We start from the raw sequence: 17,863 nt of genomic DNA on the forward strand, positions 1-17,863 counted from the left end.
CCTCGTGGCGATCATCGCAGCGATGTCCGCGCAAATCATGATCGCAGGACCGTCGGCCGGCGCGGCCAGAACCTACAACTATGTGGCACTGGGTGATTCCTACACCGCGGCCACCGGATACGACCGTGGAAGCGACACGACATTCGCCCCGCTCGGATGCTTCCAATCGAGAACCAACTACCCACGCCAACTCGTCGGCTTCCTGCGACGTCAACACCAGTTGGGCACCTTCGTCGACGCGTCATGCGGCGGAGCGACGACGGCCCATGCCACCAAGGCGCAGCGCACCCCGATAGGAATCAACCGGCCTCAGCTCAGCCGGATCACCAAAGAGATCAACTGGTCACGATCGGCATCGGCGGCAACGACGCGGGGCTGATACCGCTCGCGCAGCAATGCGTCGAGTACGGATTGACCAACAGGTCCTGCAAAGCCGCACACGTCAGGGGCGGGGCCGACGACATCACCGCCGCCTTCGCTGTCGCCGAACCCAAGATCGAGGCAGTGATCACGGCGGTGCGCGCACGAGCCGCCCGTGACGTCCGCATTCTGATCGTCAACTACCTGGAGGCGGTCCCCGACAACGGCCGAGGCTGCTTCCCGACAGTCCCGGTCTTGCCGATGGACTCGGCCTGGTTCACTCAGAAGTTCCGACAACTCAACGCGATGCTGGCGACCGCGGCACGACACCAGAACGCGCAACTCGTCGACACCTACACGCCCAGCATCGGACACAACGTGTGTACTCCGGCACCGACCCGCTACGTGGAGTTCGTGGGGGTTGTGTCGTCGAATCCGGCGTTCTCGCTCGCGGCGCCGCTGCACCCAAACATCGGTGGTGCGCACGCCCAGGCGAGGGCCGTCATCGCGGCAGTTGCCCGCCGGTGACAGCGCCGCGTCGACTGCGCCCGATCGCCAGCACAGTCGCAACGAACAGCCACAGGTAGCTGCCGCAAACGACGACGAACGCGATCGTCTGCCACCACGTCGGGTCCTCGGGTCGCGGCATCATGAACAGCCCGATGTCGTAGCCCCGCCCGCCGGACAGCGGGAACGGCCACGCTAAGGTGACCGCCAGCAGTCCCGCCAGCGCGAGCCAGACCCATGTGGGGCGGGTGCCGGTGGTCCACAGATGGTCCATCGTCACGAGCAGGAGCGGCACGATCCACACCCAGTGATGCCCCCAGGAGAACGGGGAGATTGCGCAACCCGTCATCCCGACCATCGACAGCGCAAGCAGTTCACGGCCTTGATCGTGCGCGACGCGTGCGGCATAGATGCCGGCCCCGCCGACCACTGCCGCGATCGGCAACCACATCCACCCCGGTGCGACGAAGGCTCCGCCGGCGTCGCGGTAGCTCTCGGCGTCGGCGAGCCGCAACATCTGGGACACGAAACCGTTCACCGACTGGTTGGCCATTCCGTCGATCACGCCGATCCGCTCGGAATGCATGACCTTGCCCGTCCAGTAGTGCCACGCGTCGACGGGCATCGCCGCGAATCCCACCACGACGGTGACGGCGAAAGTCGCGAGCGCGGTGGCGGCAGTGCGCCACTGCCGGGTCGCCAGCAGATAGACGACAAAGATCAACGGCGTGAGTTTGATGCCTGCGGCAAGCCCCACTCCGACACCTCGCAGTCGTCCGCTGCGTCGTCCGATATCGGAGATGATCAACGCCACGAGAAGGAGATTGATCTGACCGGCGGCGAAGGAGGTACGCACCGGTTCCAGCGACAGAAGTGCCACGCTTCCGGCAGCCATCAAGCATCCGCAGGAGGCGGACATCCGGTAGCCCAGCAGCCGCATCGAGAGTCCGATCACCGCGGCGATGAGGATCGCGTTGCCCAGGTAGGCAACCCAATCCAGGCCAAGGCTGCCCAGGGCGGCGAGCGGCAGAAACACCACCGCCGCGAAGGGTGTGTAGGTGAACAGCAATTCCAGGGGCCCGACGGTGACGAGTGGTCCGTCGTAGACAGCGTCACCGGACCAGAGTTGTTGCGCCCCGGCCCGGTAGACCTCGATGTCGGTCGCAGAACCGAAGAGTCCACTCGGTCCGCTCACGGTTCCGAGAACGAGGTTGTAGACGATTGTGACGACCGCACCGATGGCGGCTGCGATGACCATCGACCACGGCACGCTCTTGGTGTCACGATCCGGGTCGGATGTGACGGCCGTGCGGTCGACGACGCTCATGACCAGGACTTTAGTCTGTATGACGCGCACCTACGCGACACCCGACGCGTCAGGGTAGCTCGATGGTGGCGTACCCGCCTGCGTCGTCGACGATGAGGGCGCGGCGATGCTCGCCGGCCACAAATGCCGTGATGCCTTCGGGTTTCATCGACGGGTCGAAGTCGACGCCGAAGTCGATCAACGATTCCGAGATTCCGTCCCAGCGGCACAGCCTGAAGCGGCTGTCCTTGCGACGCACTGGTCCTCCGAGCAGAACCAGAAACTCGGAACGCGACGCATCGAAAGAAATATCCCGGACACCCTGTGCACCTTCGGCTTTCGATGTTTGCAGCCAGATGTCACCCCCAGCAGTCAGTGACGACGTGCTCCAGGATGAGGTCGGATCGAGCCCAACGCGCAACAGCCTGACCCGGTCGCGGTCGGCTGGTGATCGCAAGCCGAAGATGAGCGACTGCTCCTTCGAGTCCCACGCCAGCCCCTCAATGTTGAGACCACCATCGTCCAGTCTCGTTTCGGCGGCGTCGACCAGATCGGGATACGCGTCGAGCAGCCATTCACGAAAACCAGGCATCGCCTCCGATCGCAAGCCGCCATCCTCGGCGTAGTACACCCGGATCAGCCCGTCGTGTACGGACTTCTTGGTGCGTGCCAGCGACGATGCCACGATCACCTGCAGTTCGCCGTCGACGTCGATGCGGGCGAGACCCTCGGGATCGGAGAGGTCGTGGGCGGCCGATCCAGCAAGTGCACGCTCTTGGACTGGTCTGCTCATGCGGCCCGATGCGTCGAGGGTGATCTCGAACAGCGCCACCGGATCATGGTTGTCGACGAAGAGGAACCGTCCTGGTCCCACTTCGACGACCCCCGACGCGTTGAACACCGAACCATCGGGCCGCGGATCCAAGGGAACTGAGGTGATGCGGGAATGGGGCACGGCATCATTCTCCTCGGATCGATCGGAGGAGCCACCATGATTCCCGTGACGTATTACCCACCGGCCACGCAGCGCCAGGTGACGGTGAACCGACGACTGGTCGCGGACAAACCATATGCCCACTTCTTTCGCGACGAACTCTTTCTACCGGACCGGGCATTGCCCGCATTGAAGTTTCCAATGAACCCCGCGTACGCATTGTCAGTCGGCGACGACCTCAATCGGTTGCTCGAACCGGGCTACCTCGATGGGGAAACGGGATACTGCGCGTTTCCCGACGGTACCGGGTACACCGCGAGCCTCACCCACTTCCCGGGCGCCACCGCGCAGATGTTCCGGTGGTGGTTCTGGTGGCACTCGGTGGAACCTGCCCGCTACACCCTCTGGTACCCGTGGAACCACATCAGTGCGCTCGCGCAGAACCGCGACGTGCTGACCGCACCGGATCTCGGCGACGAGCAACGTTACGTCGGCAACACCCACCACGTCGACGAGTACATCGGTGCGGACCTGCAGAAGCTCGCGATCTCCTTCGTCGAACCGTCGGCGTTCGGAATCGACGTGAATGCCCTGCCCAGAGCCAACATTCATGCCCATGCGTGCGCGAACGTCTACCTGCGCACCCCGCGATTGCGAACCGCGTCGATGGTTCACCTCGCACGCGACACCGACGACGGATTCGAACTGCGGTCGCGCTACTGGATTGCCGATCACCTGGTCCTGGGCACCGGCAAGCGAACTGTCAGCATCGACCGGCTCGCCACCGCGACGGGCCTCAAGGCACGCCTCGCCGGAGAAAGTCTGGCATATGAACAATTGCTCCACGACCAGATCGAATTCACCCATCTGGCAAGCATCTTGCCCGATTTGTACCGGGAGTTCGGGCCTGGAGCGGAAGAGACCCACCCGCGATGAGTTTCGGCTCGTTGGCCAGTCGGACCCTGTAGCGCATCAGCCAAACGACACCAAAGGTGACAACATGCCTGCCACATACACATTCGACATCTTCGCCAGCCTCGACGGCTTCGGGTCGTTCAACGAGCACGGCGACTGGGGTGGCTATTGGGGCAAGGGCGGTCCCGAGTTCATCGAGCATCGTCGGGCGATGTACGGAGCGCCACAACGAATGGTGTTCGGCGCGAACACGTATCGTGATTTCGCCGAGATGCTCGCGTCCGGCTTCGCCACTCTGCAGGACGACGACTGGTTTGCGCGAATGCGACGGTCTCCGACCACCGTGGTGTCGTCGACACTCAACGAGCCCCTCGACTGGCCGGACGCCACCCTCAAGAGCGGCGATGCCACCGACGTTGTCGCTCGGTTGAAGGCGGAGTCGCCGGTTCCGCTTCGATCGCACGGCAGCCTGTCAATGAATCGCTCACTGATGGCCGCCGGCCTCGTCGACCGCATCCAGTTGACGATCTTCCCGGCCATCACCGGTCAGACTGGAACGGAGCCGATCTTTGCCGGTGCGGCCGACTTCGACTTGGAGCTTCTCGAGAATCGGATCTTCGACGGTCGGACCTTGGAGCTGACCTACCGGCCGCGCCTACACGGTTGACGCCACCATGCCTTCTGGTGTCGCCTCCACAGTCGTAAAGCCCGTAGTCGGAGCGGTGAAGTGATAGAACCGCAGCACGGTTCCGTCGGGATCCGGTATGTCCAGCCTCGAGCCTTCGGGCCCGTCGGCAATCCCGCTGTGCGTCACGCCGAGACGGCTGCACCGCCCGGCCAGGACGTCGAGCGCAAACCTCGAGGAAGGAGTGAACGCGACGACGTCGAAACCCGTGAGGACCGGGTGGCCGGCGCAGCGTTGGCGTAGCCGGAGTGCGATGTTGAATGCGCCGCTGCGGTCGATGAGTCCGGCACCACACACCTCGCCCTCCTCGACAAACTCGATCCAGTGCCGCAGATCGAGTACCTCGCAGTACCAGGACACGCTGCGAGGAAGGTCGGTGACCGGCAGTTTGACCTGAGCGATTCCGGTGATCAATGGGTGTGTTTCCGTCTGAGTACTCATGTCAGCGACATTAAGGATTTGCACGCGCAGAATGAATGTGTGAACGTCCGGTATTGCTGTGAGTTCGTCCGGGGTTGATCGAGGCATGGATGCGTTGTCGGCTGTCGTGCGTGAGCGCGTTCAAGCGAGAGACCGGGGAGAGTCCGGGTGCCCTGCGTGACCGCGGCGCCGAGGCGAATCAGGAGTGAGCTCGCCTAGCCTCGAATCGCAGGTTCTAACGTAGAAGCCATGACCACACACACCGACCAGTCCGTCGTCATCATCGGTGCAGGACATGGCGGGGCCGGTCTGGCCGCGCTGCTGCGACAGTCCGGCTTCACCGGACCGATCACCATGATCGGCGACGAGCAGCATCTTCCCTACCATCGGCCCCCGCTGTCGAAGAAGTTCGACGGTCCCTCGGTGCAGCAGCTCCTGCGTCCCGCCGAGTTCTATGCCGAGAACCAGATCGAGATCCGCACCCGATCCCGAGCCACGGCGATCCGGCCCGACGACAAGATCGTCGTCCTCGCCGACGGCACCGAGATCGGCTACGACACCCTGGTGCTCGCGACCGGCTCTCACCCACGCGCACTGCCCGGCACACCCGAGGGCACAACCTCCGTGATGACGCTGCGCACCCTCGACGACGCAGCCACCCTCAACCGGTCGCTGACCCGTGGCGGCGAACTCGCGATCGTGGGTGGCGGCTACGTCGGCATGGAGGTGGCGGCAGTGGCCCGCAGCCGTGACATGCACGTCACCGTCATCGAACGGGAGAATCGCATCCTCGCGCGCGTCGCCAGCGCCGAATTGTCGACGATGCTGACCGACTACCACCGTGAGCGAGGCACCACGATCCTCACCAACCGGTCGGTCTCAGATCTACGGACCGACGGCGCCGAAGTGACCGGCGTGGTTCTCGACGACGGCACCGTGGTCGATTGCGGCACCGTCCTCGTCGGCATCGGTGCGGCACCCGACGAGGAGCTCCCCCGATCGGCGGGCCTCGAGTACGACGACGGTGTGATCACCGATGAATACGGTCGCACCAGCGACCCGCACATCTTCGCGATCGGTGACGTCGCCCGACGTCCGGTCGCCGGACACCACGGCCTGCGCCGCCTCGAATCGATTCCGGCTGCAACCGAACACGCCCGGCACGCCGTGACTGCCATCCTCGGTCACGAACCCGAAGACCACGAGGTGCCATGGTTCTGGTCGGATCAGTTCGATCTCAAACTCAAGATCGCGGGTTTGACGACCCCGGACGTGACCGTCGTGACCCGTCCGACGCCGGGTAAGAACGCGGTGTCGTTCTTCCACATCCAACCGGGGAGCAATGTGGTCGCCGTCGAAGCGATCAATGCGCCGTCCGATTTCAACGCCGGCAAGAAGCTCATCCGCAGCGGCGCTCCGGTGGACCTCGATGCGCTGGCGGATCCTTCGGTCAAGTTGCGCGATCTCGTCGGACGGTCCGAGTCCAACTGACGGGAAGGCGCGACAAACACCCTGCGTCTTGGTGGAGAATCTCCACCGACAGATCGGAGTCATGGTGACACACTTCGACACAGTGGTTGTCGGTGCGGGAATCGCCGGACTGACAGCTGCCCGGCTCCTTGCTTCCGATGGACAGAGCGTCGTGGTTCTCGAGGCCCGCGACCGCGTTGGCGGCCGGGTCTGGACGTCGCGCATGGGCGATGGCCTGGTGGACCACGGCGCGTCGTGGATTCACGGAATCGACGACAATCCGCTCGCCGACCTGGTCAACGCATTAGGGATGCGCACCGTCGAATTCACGGTCGGCAGTTACCAACCCGATGGAAGGCCCATCGCCTACTACTCGGCCCAAGGCACCAGACTGACCGATGACGAAGCCACACGCTTCGCGGGGACGATCCACACCTTCAATGGACATCTCGCCAAGGCCATTGCCACGTCCCCACCGGGTAGCTCCTTTGCACAGGTGGTCGAAACCACTCTGACGCAGCTGGATTGGGATGAGCATCGCTCGATGCGAGTCCGCGAATTCATGCAGCATCGGACCGAAGAGCAGTACGGCGCGTGGTTCGACGACCTCGACGCGCACGGCCTCGACGACGACGCGATCGACGGTGACGAGGTGGTGTTCCCCGACGGCTACGACGTGCTCGCGACGCGGCTCGCCGACGGACTCGACGTCAGGCTCGGCCACGAGGTCACGCGGGTGCTCTGGGCAGACGACGGCGCTTCGGCCGAGACCGCACACGGCACGTTCGCGGCCGACCAGATTGTCGTCACGGTGCCGGTCGGAGTACTGAAATCCAGTGGGTTCACCATCGAGCCCCCACTACCCGACATTGTGTCGGACTCACTGGATCGACTGGAGATGAACGCCTTTGAGAAAGTCTTCCTCCGCTTTCCGCACAAGTTCTGGGACGACGGCGTTTACGCGATCCGCCAGCAGGGTGAGGCAGGCAGATGGTGGCACTCCTGGTACGACCTGAGCGCTGTACACGGAACGCCGACGCTACTGACCTTTGCCGCCGGCCCGTGCGCAAGGGCGGTCCGCGAGTGGTCGGACGCGCAAATCGTGGACTCTGTGCTCGTCGCGTTGCGCCGGCTCTTTGGCGAGCGGGTGGAGCAACCCGATCAGGTGCACGTCACACGTTGGCAGGATGATCCGTGCTCGCGGGGCTCATATGCGTACATGACCGTCGGCTCGGACCGCAACGACCACGATGCGATGGCCACCCCGGTCGGCAACGTTCTCCATCTGGCCGGTGAGGCGACCTGGACCGAGGACCCGGCGACAGTGACGGGAGCTCTGAAATCGGGGCACCGTGCGGCCGAGAACATCGTGGGTCATGAAGTGCCTTATGACCACTTGTGGGTCCGCTGAGCGGTTCGACAGTTCGATCCTGATCGCCGGACCTGGGACGCCCATCCACTTTCCACGCGGCTCCGAATGCAGGATGTGTTGCCTACCGGAAGCCCACCGTCGCCCAGCCGAATCCATGACCGGGCGACGGATGTGTGCGCAGCCGACGACGCTGCGTCCGTCGACGCCGTGCTGCGCACCCACGTAGGGAGTCACACGGACCGACTGGCCGCGATCCACTCCGACGTCAATCCACTCGCGGACTACTTGAACTGCGCATTGACGGGCGGCAAGCGCCTGCGCGCTCTGCTGTGCCTGTGGGGCGCGCGGGGGGCTGCCGGTGGTGACCTGCCGGCCGGAGCGGTGGGGGTGGCGGCGGCGATCGAGCTCTTTCACCTGGCGGCCCTCATCCACGACGACGTCATGGACCACAGCGACCAGCGCCGGGGCATGCCCACGGCACATCGCCACTTTGCCGACCGCCACGTCACCGACCGGCTCGCGGGCGACCCGGAAGCGTTCGGGCAAGCCGTCGCCATACTGGCCGGAGACCTCTGCCTGACCTGGTCCGATGATCTATTCACCGACGCCGTCCGCACACTGTCACCGGCTGTTCGGGACCGTACCCGGGATGTGTGGTCGACCATGCGCGACGAAACGGTCGCCGGACAATATCTCGACGTCCTGGGTCAGACGCTGCCATCGACCTCCATGGCTCGTACCCGCGTCGTCCTGCACTACAAGAGCGCCAAATACACGGTGGCCCAGCCACTTCGCCTCGGTGGAGTGCTCGGCTGCGCGAGCGACGACTTGTTGATCGCGTACGAATCGCTCGGACTCGCAGCCGGTGAGGCATTCCAGCTGCGCGACGACCTTCTTGGCGTCTTCGGCGATGCCGCACAGACCGGTAAACCGGTTGTCGACGATATCCGGGAGGGCAAGCGCACGCTGCTGGTCGCCGTCGCAACCGACCGTGCGAACCGCACGCAACTCGCCGAAATCGAACGGTCCCTGGGCAATCCAGACATCACCGACGAGGACCTGCACGCCGTGTGTGACGTGCTCCGCCAGACGGGCGCGGTCGACCATGTCGAGCGGCGGATCGACGAACTCGCCGCCGACGCGTTGAGCGCAGTCGATGGGCTGCCGATCGACGACACAAGTCGAAGTGCGTTGCAGCAACTGATCTCTCGGTGCGTGTGGCGGACGTCGTGAACCGCCCGAGTCCACAGGTGGTCGAATTCCGCATCTGGCGGGTCAACAGTGCGTTCGCCGCGATGCTGCGGATGGCCGGCAACGGACCGGCAGTGCGCCGACTCCCCGGCCTGCGATTCGGCAAGCTGATGGGAACGGGTAACGCTCGAACGTTCACCCCTCGCGACGCCGACCCGCACCACTGGGCGCTGCTCACCGTATGGGACGACGCCGCGGCAGCAGCTGCCGGCGCCACGTCGCGCCCACTTCGTTCGTGGACTGACAACTGCGCTGAAGAACTCGTTGTTCGACTGCGACCCCTGTCGAGCCGAGGACGGTGGGCCCGGCGCGAACCGTTCGAGGTGGGTCGCCGTCCGGTGATCGACTGGGCCGGGCCCGTTGCAGCGATCACCCGCGCCCGGCTACGACCGACGCGGGCGATGTCGTTCTGGCGGGCCGTGCCACCGGTGGTCGCCGAACTCGCAGACGCCCGCGGTCTGCGGATGGCACTTGGTATCGGGGAGGCGCCGATCGGCCTGCAGGGAACATTCTCCATCTGGGAGTCGTCGCACGCGCTCAGTGAATTCGCCTATCGCACACCGGCACACGTATCTGCGATCCGGCGCACGACTCCGCAGCGCTGGTATGCGGAGGAACTCTTCGCGCGGTTCGCGGTCGTCGACATCGGTGGCACCTACCGGGGATACACCCCATGACCCGGTACATGTCATCACGCGTGGGAACGACAGGCGATACCCGCGGATCCGCCAGTGGCACCGGACGCGTCGTGTCGGTCGCCTGGTTGCTCTTCGCCGCGACCGTCGTCGTGCAAACCGTGTTCCCGTTCACCGATGGCGGGACACTGACACTGACGATGATGAGCGTCGCACTCCTCAGCGCAGCGGCACTGGTCCACGTGGCGTCGACTGTGAGCCCGTCGTCAGCGGTTGCGTTGGCGGCCGTCGCCGGCGCAGGCGGTCTGGCGGCCGAATCGGTCGGCGTCCACACGGGATTTCCGTTCGGCGGTTACGAGTACACGGGGACGCTGGGGCCCGAGCTGCTCGGTGTACCGGTGATCGTGCCGATGGCCTGGATCATGATGGCCTGGCCGGCTCTGGTGGTGGCTCGCCGCCTCACCTCGCGGCACCGGTGGGCGACTCCGATCGTCGGGGCGCTCGCACTCACCGCATGGGACGTGTTCCTCGACCCGCAGATGGTGGACCAGGGCTACTGGCGTTGGGAAAACACCGAACCGTCGATCCCGGGCGTCGACGGCATCCCGTTGACCAACTTTGCCGGTTGGATCCTCGTGTCGCTGGTGATCATGACACTTCTGGATCGACTGATCGGTCCGTCGAGCCTCGACGCGCTTCCCATCACGGCCTACCTGTGGACCTATTTCTCGTCGGTTGTCGCCCATGCCGTGTTCTTCGGTCGCCCGCCCGTAGCACTCGTCGGCGGAGTGCTGATGGGCGCAGTCGCCGTACCGTTGATCGTCACCCTGATCCGAGGGAACAACCGTGCGCGCAAGTGACTTATGGCACGGAGCCGTTACCATCGGCAGCGCTGCAGCTGTCGGATCGCTGGTGCTGACGGCATATAACGCCGTGACCGTTCGTCGGCCCAACCCGCACTCGGACCCGGCCCCCGAGCCGATCACTGTACTGCTCCCGGTCCGCGACGAAGTCGACCATGTCGCAGGATGCGTTGCGTCGATCTGCGCCGCGTTGGATCGGTGGCCCGGTCGCGGTCGCCTGATCGTGCTAGACGACGAATCCACGGACGGCACCGGCGAATTGGTTGCTGACGCTGCCGCGAACGACCCTCGCATCGAGGCAGTGAACGGCTCCGCCACGCCGCCCAACTGGCTTGGCAAACCGTGGGCGTGTGCACAGTTGGCGGCCCACGCCGTGGATTCGGACTCATATGCGCGCGACGGTGTTCTCGTCTTCGTCGACGCCGACGTCCGCGTCGAACCGGCCGCTTTCGTCGCCTCGATCGCGTTGATGCGCGATACCGGCCTCGACCTGATCAGTCCCTATCCCCGACAGCAAGCCGACACCGTGGCCGAGCGACTCGTGCAGCCGTTGCTGCAGTGGTCGTGGATGAGCACTTTGCCGCTTCGACTCGCCGAGAGAACTCCGCGCCCATCCCTGTCCGCGGCCAACGGACAGTTCTTGATCGTCGACGCCAACGCGTACCGACGCGCGGGTGGTCACCACGCGGTTCGTGGCGAGGTACTCGAAGACATAGCACTACTCCGCGCGATCAAGCGGTCCGGTGGGCGCGGGGTCGTCGTCGAGGGCAGTCGCGTCGCGACGTGCCGGATGTACGACGGTGGTCGAGAGCTGCGGCACGGTTACCGCAAGTCGTTGTGGTCGGCGTTCGGTTCGCCCGCCGGCGGTGTAGCCGTGACCTGTCTACTCGGGATGACCTACGTGCTGCCGGCGATCGCGATGATGTGCGGCTCACGCACCGGACTCGTCGGCTACCTTGCCGGAGTGGCGTCGAGGTCGATCGTCGCGACCACGACGCGCGGACGATGGTGGCCTGATGCTGCGGTGCATCCGATGTCCGTAGTCGTCCTTGCGGCGCTCACCGCCGATTCCCTTGTGGCGCAGCGACGAGGAGTGCTGCGCTGGAAGGGCCGAGCGGTGACGGCGAACAGATGACGGACGTCATCGTCGTCGGCGCCGGTGTCGGCGGTCTTGCGGCAGCGCTGCGCCTGCAAGCACTGGGTCATCGCGTCACGGTCCTCGAGCAGTCCGATCGGATCGGCGGCAAGCTCGGCGTGGAGGAACGAGACGGATTCGTCTTCGATACCGGACCGTCGCTGGTCACGATGCCACAGATCCTCCGAGATCTGTTCGCGGCCGGCGGCGCAGCCCTCGACGAGGTGCTGCCCCTGGCGCGCCTCGACATCGCAGCTCGATACCGATTTCCCGACGGAACGCAGCTCGATCTCCCTGGCGAGCTGTCGGCGATTCCCGACGCCCTCGACACCGCACTCGGACCGGGGCGTGGGGCCCAATGGATCGCATTTCTCCAACGTGCGCAATCGATCTGGGACCTCACCCACCACACCTTCCTCGAATCCCCGATCGGGGCGAGCACCATGCTGCGTGCGGCGAGACCTGCAGACGTCGCCACCATCGCACCGTGGCAGACGCTTCGCGGGCTGGGCCGGCAGTATCTCCACGACCCGCGTCTGCGAATGCTGTTGGACAGGTATGCGACGTACACCGGGTCGGATCCGCGGCGCGCACCTGCTGCGCTGGCGGCGGTGCCGTGGGCCGAGCAGGCCTGGGGATCATGGTATGTGCCAGGTGGATTGGGCCGAATCGCGACCGCCATCCGCGATCGGTTCGAACGACTCGGCGGGACTGTTGAGACAGGATGTGCCGTCACCGAGATCACGGTCGGTGATCGCGGCCACGTGAACGGGGTGATCCTGGCCGACGGCACGCACCGCCGTGCCGCTCTGGTGGTCGCCAACACCGATGCCGAGCAGATGTACGGGACACTACTTCGCACACGTTCGGCCTCGAAGATGCTGCGCCGCATACGTCGCGCGGCTCCGTCGCTGTCCGGTTTCGTCCTGATGCTCGCCGTCGACCACCCACCGGCCGACCAGCCCCACCACCATGTTCTCTTCGCCGAAGACTATGACGCCGAGTTCGATTCAGTGTTCGGACGCAACGGACCACCGCGGCTCGTCGAGCGACCAACGGTCTACCTGTCCGCTCCCGACGATCCGTCGACAGTTCCGGGCCCCGGAACCGGCGCATGGTTCGTCCTGGTCAACGCGGCGCGCCACGATCCGGGTGCCGGGATGGACTGGGATGCCGGCGGCGTCGCCCCCGAGTACGCCGAACACATCCTCACCCTCATGGCCGAGCGCGGGCTCGACATCCGGTCCGGGATAAGGCATTACGATGTTCTGACACCTGCGGACCTCGAACGCCGGACGTTGACCCCAGGCGGATCCATCTACGGCACGTCGTCCAACGGTCCCCGCGCAGCCTTTCTACGCCCACGCAACGCTTCGCCGGTTCCGGGTTTGTTCCTCGTCGGCGGCTCGGCCCACCCGGGAGGAGGGCTGCCGCTGGTGATGATGTCGGCGCGAATCGTCGCAGAGTTGATCGGTCCGGCGTGATCCACCACCCGCTCCCTGAGGTGCGAGCCGAGCCTTCCCCGCTCCCTGAGGTGCTCGAGGCGCTAGCCGAGAGCCTCGAAGGGCTGGTGGGACAGGGCAATTGGGCGGCCAGGTAGCGACGGTCACCAGGCCTTCGAGGCTCAGCCGGCAGATGGGTGGTGAACGCGCTGATCGACCGGCGACGGCCCGACGGAGGTGTCCCCGCGCAGACGTTTGCGAACGAGTTCGGCACTGATGAGGCACATCGGCAGACCGATTCCCGGGGTGGTGCTGTGCCCGGCGTAGAAGAGTCCGTCAACCCTCCGGGACCGATTGCCGGCGCGGAAGAATGCACTCTGCCGCAAGGTATGCGCCGGCCCGAGCGCGCCACCCGACCATGCATTCACCTCGGTGGCGAAGTCGGCCGGGCCGACGGTGCGGCGCACGACAACCCGATCGGCCAGGTCGGGAATCCCCGCCCACGAAGCGATCATGTCAATCGCTCTCTCCGCGATCCGCTCGATCGTCGGATCTCCGCGGCCATCCACGCCGCCCGCCCCGAGACCCGGATCGGCGGGGACCGGTACGAGGACGAAGATGTTCTCGTGGCCGGGGGGTGCCACGGTGGAGTCGGTCGCCGACGGCCGGCAGACGTAGAGAGACGCGGGGTCCGGGACTTGGGTCGGGGTCTCGAAGATGGCGTCGAAGTTGGTGGTCCAGTCCTCGGTGAAGAACAACGAGTGGTGTTCGAGTTCCGGCAGTTCGCCCTTTACGCCCAGGTAGACGAGCACCGCCCCGGGTCCGGAAACTGCGCGATCCCAACGTTTCTGCGGAAACGTCTGCAGTCGGCGCGGCAGAAGCTGCGTCTCCACATGGTGAAGATCTGCGGCGCCCACGACGACATCGGCATCGATGACGTGCTCGGCACCCTCCGCGTCCGAGACCCGAATACCGGTCACCTCGGCGCGTCGTCGTCTGCGGCGAGACCAAATGTCTGAGCGCACAGGCGGTCTGGTGTCGATGGCCAGTGCCGTGGTCGAGGTGTGGATCTGCACGCCGTGTTCGGTGGCAACGTCGGCGAGTGCATCCACCAGCGTCGTGAAGCCACCGGCCGGGTAGCGAACACCGTCGGCGAGGTCGAGCCAGCTCATCAGGTGATACATCGCGGGCGTTCGATCGGGCGACGACCCGAGGAAGACCGCCGGATATCCGAGAATCTGCCGGAGGCGACGGTCGGTGAATCTGTCGGCAACGTATCGGTCCAGGCTGCCCAGGAGCAGGCCGGTGAGTTCACGCACATTGCGTAGCACGTCGCGGCCCAGGAAGGCGGTGGGGGTATCGAAGTTGGTGTACAAGAAGTTCTGCACCGCAAGGTCATACGCGCGTCGTGCCGACTCCAGGTAATCCCCGAGTGCGACCCCCGCCCCCGGCTCTACCGCGTCGAAGATCTCACGGTTTCGGCTTTCGTCTCCCGTGATGTCGATCGGTGTGGAGTGATTCTCGAAGAACACACGGTATGCGGGGTCGAGGCGCCGAAGATCGAGGCGTTCGGAGGTGGACGTGCCGACCAGCGCGAAGAAGTGGTCGAACACGTCGGGCATCAGCCACCAGGATGGTCCGGTGTCGAAGCGAAACCCATCGCGCTCCCACGACCCAGCTCGACCACCCAAGCTGGGATTCTTCTCGACGACGTCGACGTGATGTCCGTCGGCGGCGAGTAACGCAGCGGTCGACAACCCCGCCACGCCACCGCCGATCACGACGACCCTTTTGCCCCCTCCGCTCACGAGACCGACTTCGCGGTGGCGGTGCGTGGTTGGCCACGACGTAATGCGGCGCCGGCGGCAATTCGCGCCTTGTCTGGTCCGGGTACGCGAATCCGTGTGCGACAGGCAATTTCCGGCGGCGTCGACCTCAGCCGTCTGGAGAGGTCCGCGAAGATGTCGTGCGCGGTACACACCGCCACTCGGGTTCCGTTGGGCAACAGCGGAATCGCCTTGGCCGCCACTGCCAGGTCGGTGTCGATGTCGTCGAGCCAATAGCGCCACGCATCTGCGGACGGCTTGTCCGGGTCGATCCCGATGAGGTATCGGCGTCCCAGTTGACCACTGTCCTCACCGAGATCACGGAGAAAGTTGACCTTCTGGAACGCGGCTCCCAGGCGCCGGGCACCTGGTGCAAGCTGGTCGTAGCGCGCCTTGCGGTGGGGGTGGTCGGCGAGGAACGCGTGAACACACATCAGTCCGACAACCTCGGCCGACCCGTAGATGTACTCGGTCAGGCTCGCCTCGCTGTGCTGTTGGCAGTCCAGGTCGGCCCGCATCGACGCAAAGAACGGCGTGACCAGAGCGGTGTCGATGCCCGAGCGCCGGGCAGTTCGGGCAAACGCGTGGACCACCAGGTTGGAGCTCGACCCGGTCTGCAGCGCCGTGGCCACCTCAGATTCGAGAGAGTCGAGCGCACTGCGGCGTTGGGCCTGCGTCTGCTCGGGGCGTGGGGCGTCGACGATTTCGTCGGCGACCCGCACCAGCGCGTAGATGTTTCGGACGTCCTGCCGTACCCCTTTGGCGAGCAGTCGGGACGCCAGTCCGAACGAGGATGAATACGAGCGGATGACCAGTGCCGCGCTCTGGTCGGCGACGTCGTCGTAGTGGTGATAGGGCCGGGCCGCATCACCATCCGGGAAATGGCGAACGGTGGCTGTCATGATGCCCACCGGACTGTGTCGAGCGGTCGCGAACCCAGTGCATGCACCTGTTCGACGAACCACGGGCTGAAGACCCAGGGCGTTCGGTTGGCGGCCGCCCAGACGTCCTCTATCGGGGCCCATACGAGATCCATCACCTCATCCGGATTGGGCACCGGCGTGCCCACGGGTCGGGCCCAGTACACGGGACAGATCTCGTTCTCCACGACTCCGCCGGCGTCGACGGCCCGATACTCGAAGTCGGGAAGAATGCAGGTCAGGTCGTCGATGTCGAGGCCGAGTTCGCGCGGGGCGTAGCGCCGGATCGCATCCTCGACGTGCTCGCCGGGGCGCGGATGGCCGCAGAACGAGTTGGTCCACACGCCCGGCCACGTTGGTTTCGAGAGGGCGCGCCGCGTCATCAGAATGCGCTCGGCCGAGTCCACGAGGTGACACGAGAACGCCAGGTGAAGTGGGGTCTCGGTGCCGTGCACGCTCGTGCGCGGCGCGGTCCCACACGGCTGTCGGTGGGCGTCTACGAGAACGACGAGGTCGTCGGTCATGTGGTCCTCCGTTCGGTGTGTGGCGGTCCCCTCCGGTCGCAGGCGAACCACTCTTGTCTGAATTCGTCGCCGTCCGCGATTCGGATGTGCCCGGCGGCGTCACAGACGTGCCTCGGGCTGATAGCGTACCGATCGCTTCCCGCAACACCCTCGCCCGAACCCCCGCACGACAGGCACCGCTAGGGAGGTCACGTGCGCAGAACACGCTTTGCCTTCGTCGGATGCTTTTCGAGTGCGCGACGGCGCGGACACGGGACCGGGATTGCTGTCTTCGAGGTGACGCCCGACGATGAGTGGCGCGCGATCCACACCGTGCCGACCGCCGAGAACCCGTCATTTCTCGTGGCCGACAACGACGGCCGTCACCTGTACGCGGCACACGGCGACAGCCCGCTGGTGTCCTCGTACGAGATCGAATCGACCGGGTGGCTGCGCGAGCTGGGCCGCTACGACACCGGCGGCAGTAACGGGGTGCACCTGGCGCTGTCACCGGACCAACGTCATCTCATCGTCGCCAGTTTCACGTCCGGATCGATCGCAGTCTTGCCGCGCAACCCCGACGGCACACTCGGTCCGCGCGTATGTTCGCTCGTACTCACCGGAGTACCCGGACCGATCGCCGGCGAGCAGACCGGACCACAGCCCCACGAGGTGTGTATCGACCCGAGCGGCCGGCACATCGTCGTGCCCGACCGGGGAACCGACCGGCTGCATCTGCTGGCCTTTGACCCGACGACTGCTCAACTGACCGTCGCCGGTCCGGCACACCTCAGCGCACCAGGTTCCGGGCCGCGTCACCTACTGTTCCACCCATCGCTGCCGTTCATGTACGTCGTCGACGAATTGTCGTCGCACTTGACGGTCTACAAACACGCGTCGGCCGACGCGGAGCTCTGCGTCGTGCAATCACTCTCGACGCTGCCCGACGGTGACGACACACCCAGCGCGGCGGCTGGGATCGATTTCTCGCGCGACACCCGGTTCGTTTACGTCTCCAATCGAGGGCACGACTCGGTGGCGTCCTTTCCCGTGCTCCCGAACGGAATGGCCGGCCCGCCGACCTTTACGAAATCCGGTGGTGCGATACCTCGTTTCCTGCGGTTCGCCCCCGACTCCGACACCTTGCTTGTCGCAAACCAGGTGAGCGACAACATCATTGCGTTTCACGCCGATGTAGGTACCGGTGCACTGACCCCGACCGGCCAGACGATCATCACCGGCAGCCCGTCGTGCATCGAGTTCGTCGTCGGCTGACACACCGGTCGAGGAGGGCGCGGACATCGCCGAATCGGTTGCGC

At 65.4% G+C, this 17,863-nt stretch carries 18 protein-coding genes; 12 read left to right on the forward strand and 6 right to left on the reverse strand.

Annotated features, from left to right (window positions below; genetic code table 11):
* Positions 1-22 precede the first annotated feature (22 nt).
* Positions 23-379, forward strand: a complete 357-nt coding sequence (locus MKW15_RS08095) for an SGNH/GDSL hydrolase family protein (RefSeq protein WP_240857088.1) — start codon at positions 23-25, stop codon at positions 377-379.
* Positions 355-888, forward strand: a complete 534-nt coding sequence (locus MKW15_RS08100) for a GDSL-type esterase/lipase family protein (protein WP_240857196.1) — start codon at positions 355-357, stop codon at positions 886-888. The genes MKW15_RS08095 and MKW15_RS08100 overlap by 25 nt, the downstream gene beginning before the upstream one ends.
* Here the strand turns inward: MKW15_RS08100 and MKW15_RS08105 are convergent.
* Positions 863-2,194, reverse strand: a complete 1,332-nt coding sequence (locus MKW15_RS08105; RefSeq protein WP_240857089.1) for a glycosyltransferase 87 family protein — start codon at positions 2,192-2,194, stop codon at positions 863-865. The genes MKW15_RS08100 and MKW15_RS08105 overlap by 26 nt on opposite strands.
* 49 nt (positions 2,195-2,243) lie before the next feature.
* Positions 2,244-3,128 (reverse strand): DUF3616 domain-containing protein, encoded by an 885-nt coding sequence (locus MKW15_RS24525; RefSeq protein ID WP_240857090.1) that lies wholly within the window; start codon positions 3,126-3,128, stop codon positions 2,244-2,246.
* Positions 3,129-3,164: 36 nt separating this feature from the next.
* On the opposite strand from MKW15_RS24525, the gene MKW15_RS08115 reads away from it, so the two are divergent.
* Positions 3,165-4,043 (forward strand): DAPG hydrolase family protein, encoded by an 879-nt coding sequence (locus MKW15_RS08115; protein WP_240857091.1) that lies wholly within the window; start codon positions 3,165-3,167, stop codon positions 4,041-4,043.
* Positions 4,044-4,107: 64 nt separating this feature from the next.
* Positions 4,108-4,689, forward strand: coding sequence for a dihydrofolate reductase family protein (locus MKW15_RS08120; RefSeq protein WP_240857092.1), 582 nt, complete (start codon positions 4,108-4,110; stop codon positions 4,687-4,689).
* Here the strand turns inward: MKW15_RS08120 and MKW15_RS08125 are convergent.
* Positions 4,678-5,148, reverse strand: coding sequence for a VOC family protein (locus MKW15_RS08125; protein ID WP_240857093.1), 471 nt, complete (start codon positions 5,146-5,148; stop codon positions 4,678-4,680). The two genes, MKW15_RS08120 and MKW15_RS08125, sit on opposite strands and share 12 nt — an antisense overlap.
* Positions 5,149-5,376: 228 nt before the next feature.
* On the opposite strand from MKW15_RS08125, the gene MKW15_RS08130 reads away from it, so the two are divergent.
* The 7 genes from MKW15_RS08130 to MKW15_RS08160 all read left to right on the forward strand — a co-directional run bounded on the left by MKW15_RS08130 (position 5,377) and on the right by MKW15_RS08160 (position 13,337).
* Positions 5,377-6,618: an NAD(P)/FAD-dependent oxidoreductase gene (locus tag MKW15_RS08130; RefSeq protein ID WP_240857094.1), complete on the forward strand. Its 1,242-nt coding sequence runs from the start codon at positions 5,377-5,379 to the stop codon at positions 6,616-6,618.
* A gap of 31 nt (positions 6,619-6,649) precedes the next feature.
* Positions 6,650-8,008, forward strand: a complete 1,359-nt coding sequence (locus tag MKW15_RS08135; RefSeq protein ID WP_308221024.1) for a flavin monoamine oxidase family protein — start codon at positions 6,650-6,652, stop codon at positions 8,006-8,008.
* Between the two features lie 66 nt (positions 8,009-8,074).
* Positions 8,075-9,202 (forward strand): polyprenyl synthetase family protein, encoded by a 1,128-nt coding sequence (locus tag MKW15_RS08140; RefSeq protein WP_240857095.1) that lies wholly within the window; start codon positions 8,075-8,077, stop codon positions 9,200-9,202.
* Complete coding sequence (locus tag MKW15_RS08145) at positions 9,199-9,897, forward strand: monooxygenase (RefSeq protein WP_374246707.1); 699 nt, start codon at positions 9,199-9,201, stop codon at positions 9,895-9,897. The genes MKW15_RS08140 and MKW15_RS08145 overlap by 4 nt, the downstream gene beginning before the upstream one ends.
* Before the next feature lie 20 nt (positions 9,898-9,917).
* Positions 9,918-10,715: a carotenoid biosynthesis protein gene (locus MKW15_RS08150; RefSeq protein WP_240857096.1), complete on the forward strand. Its 798-nt coding sequence runs from the start codon at positions 9,918-9,920 to the stop codon at positions 10,713-10,715.
* Positions 10,702-11,853 carry a glycosyltransferase family 2 protein gene (locus MKW15_RS08155; protein ID WP_240857097.1) on the forward strand — a complete coding sequence of 384 codons (1,152 nt, stop codon included), beginning with the start codon at positions 10,702-10,704 and terminating at the stop codon, positions 11,851-11,853. The genes MKW15_RS08150 and MKW15_RS08155 overlap by 14 nt, the downstream gene beginning before the upstream one ends.
* Complete coding sequence (locus MKW15_RS08160; protein ID WP_240857098.1) at positions 11,850-13,337, forward strand: phytoene desaturase family protein; 1,488 nt, start codon at positions 11,850-11,852, stop codon at positions 13,335-13,337. Before MKW15_RS08155 ends, MKW15_RS08160 begins: the two co-directional genes overlap by 4 nt.
* A gap of 140 nt (positions 13,338-13,477) precedes the next feature.
* Here MKW15_RS08160 and crtI read toward each other — a convergent pair whose 3' ends face one another.
* Genes crtI through idi form a run of 3 tightly spaced genes read right to left on the reverse strand, consistent with a single transcriptional unit; the run spans position 13,478 to position 16,565 of the window.
* Positions 13,478-15,103: a phytoene desaturase family protein gene (gene crtI / locus MKW15_RS08165; protein ID WP_240857099.1), complete on the reverse strand. Its 1,626-nt coding sequence runs from the start codon at positions 15,101-15,103 to the stop codon at positions 13,478-13,480.
* Complete coding sequence (locus MKW15_RS08170) at positions 15,100-16,023, reverse strand: phytoene/squalene synthase family protein (RefSeq protein ID WP_240857100.1); 924 nt, start codon at positions 16,021-16,023, stop codon at positions 15,100-15,102. Before MKW15_RS08170 ends, crtI begins: the two co-directional genes overlap by 4 nt.
* Positions 16,020-16,565, reverse strand: coding sequence for an isopentenyl-diphosphate Delta-isomerase (idi, locus tag MKW15_RS08175; RefSeq protein ID WP_240857101.1), 546 nt, complete (start codon positions 16,563-16,565; stop codon positions 16,020-16,022). Before idi ends, MKW15_RS08170 begins: the two co-directional genes overlap by 4 nt.
* Before the next feature lie 192 nt (positions 16,566-16,757).
* Here idi and MKW15_RS08180 point away from each other — a divergent pair, with 192 nt between their 5' ends.
* Complete coding sequence (locus tag MKW15_RS08180; RefSeq protein WP_240857102.1) at positions 16,758-17,819, forward strand: lactonase family protein; 1,062 nt, start codon at positions 16,758-16,760, stop codon at positions 17,817-17,819.
* The last annotated feature ends 44 nt before the right edge of the window (positions 17,820-17,863 follow it).

This window comes from Gordonia gummivorans, assembly GCF_022513585.1.
Lineage (GTDB): Bacteria > Actinomycetota > Actinomycetes > Mycobacteriales > Mycobacteriaceae > Gordonia.

Excerpts from the sequence above, each read along its gene's own strand:
- MKW15_RS08125 (WP_240857093.1), bottom strand. The coding sequence starts at position 5,148 with ATGAGTACTCAGACGGAAACACACCCATTGATCACCGGAATCGCTCAG.
- MKW15_RS08130 (WP_240857094.1), top strand. The coding sequence starts at position 5,377 with ATGACCACACACACCGACCAGTCCGTCGTCATCATCGGTGCAGGACAT.
- MKW15_RS08120 (WP_240857092.1), top strand. The coding sequence starts at position 4,108 with ATGCCTGCCACATACACATTCGACATCTTCGCCAGCCTCGACGGCTTC.
- MKW15_RS08170 (WP_240857100.1), bottom strand. The coding sequence starts at position 16,023 with ATGACAGCCACCGTTCGCCATTTCCCGGATGGTGATGCGGCCCGGCCC.
- MKW15_RS08095 (WP_240857088.1), top strand. The coding sequence starts at position 23 with ATGTCCGCGCAAATCATGATCGCAGGACCGTCGGCCGGCGCGGCCAGA.
- idi (WP_240857101.1), bottom strand. The coding sequence starts at position 16,565 with ATGACCGACGACCTCGTCGTTCTCGTAGACGCCCACCGACAGCCGTGT.
- MKW15_RS08140 (WP_240857095.1), top strand. The coding sequence starts at position 8,075 with ATGCAGGATGTGTTGCCTACCGGAAGCCCACCGTCGCCCAGCCGAATC.
- MKW15_RS08105 (WP_240857089.1), bottom strand. The coding sequence starts at position 2,194 with ATGAGCGTCGTCGACCGCACGGCCGTCACATCCGACCCGGATCGTGAC.
- MKW15_RS08115 (WP_240857091.1), top strand. The coding sequence starts at position 3,165 with ATGATTCCCGTGACGTATTACCCACCGGCCACGCAGCGCCAGGTGACG.
- MKW15_RS08160 (WP_240857098.1), top strand. The coding sequence starts at position 11,850 with ATGACGGACGTCATCGTCGTCGGCGCCGGTGTCGGCGGTCTTGCGGCA.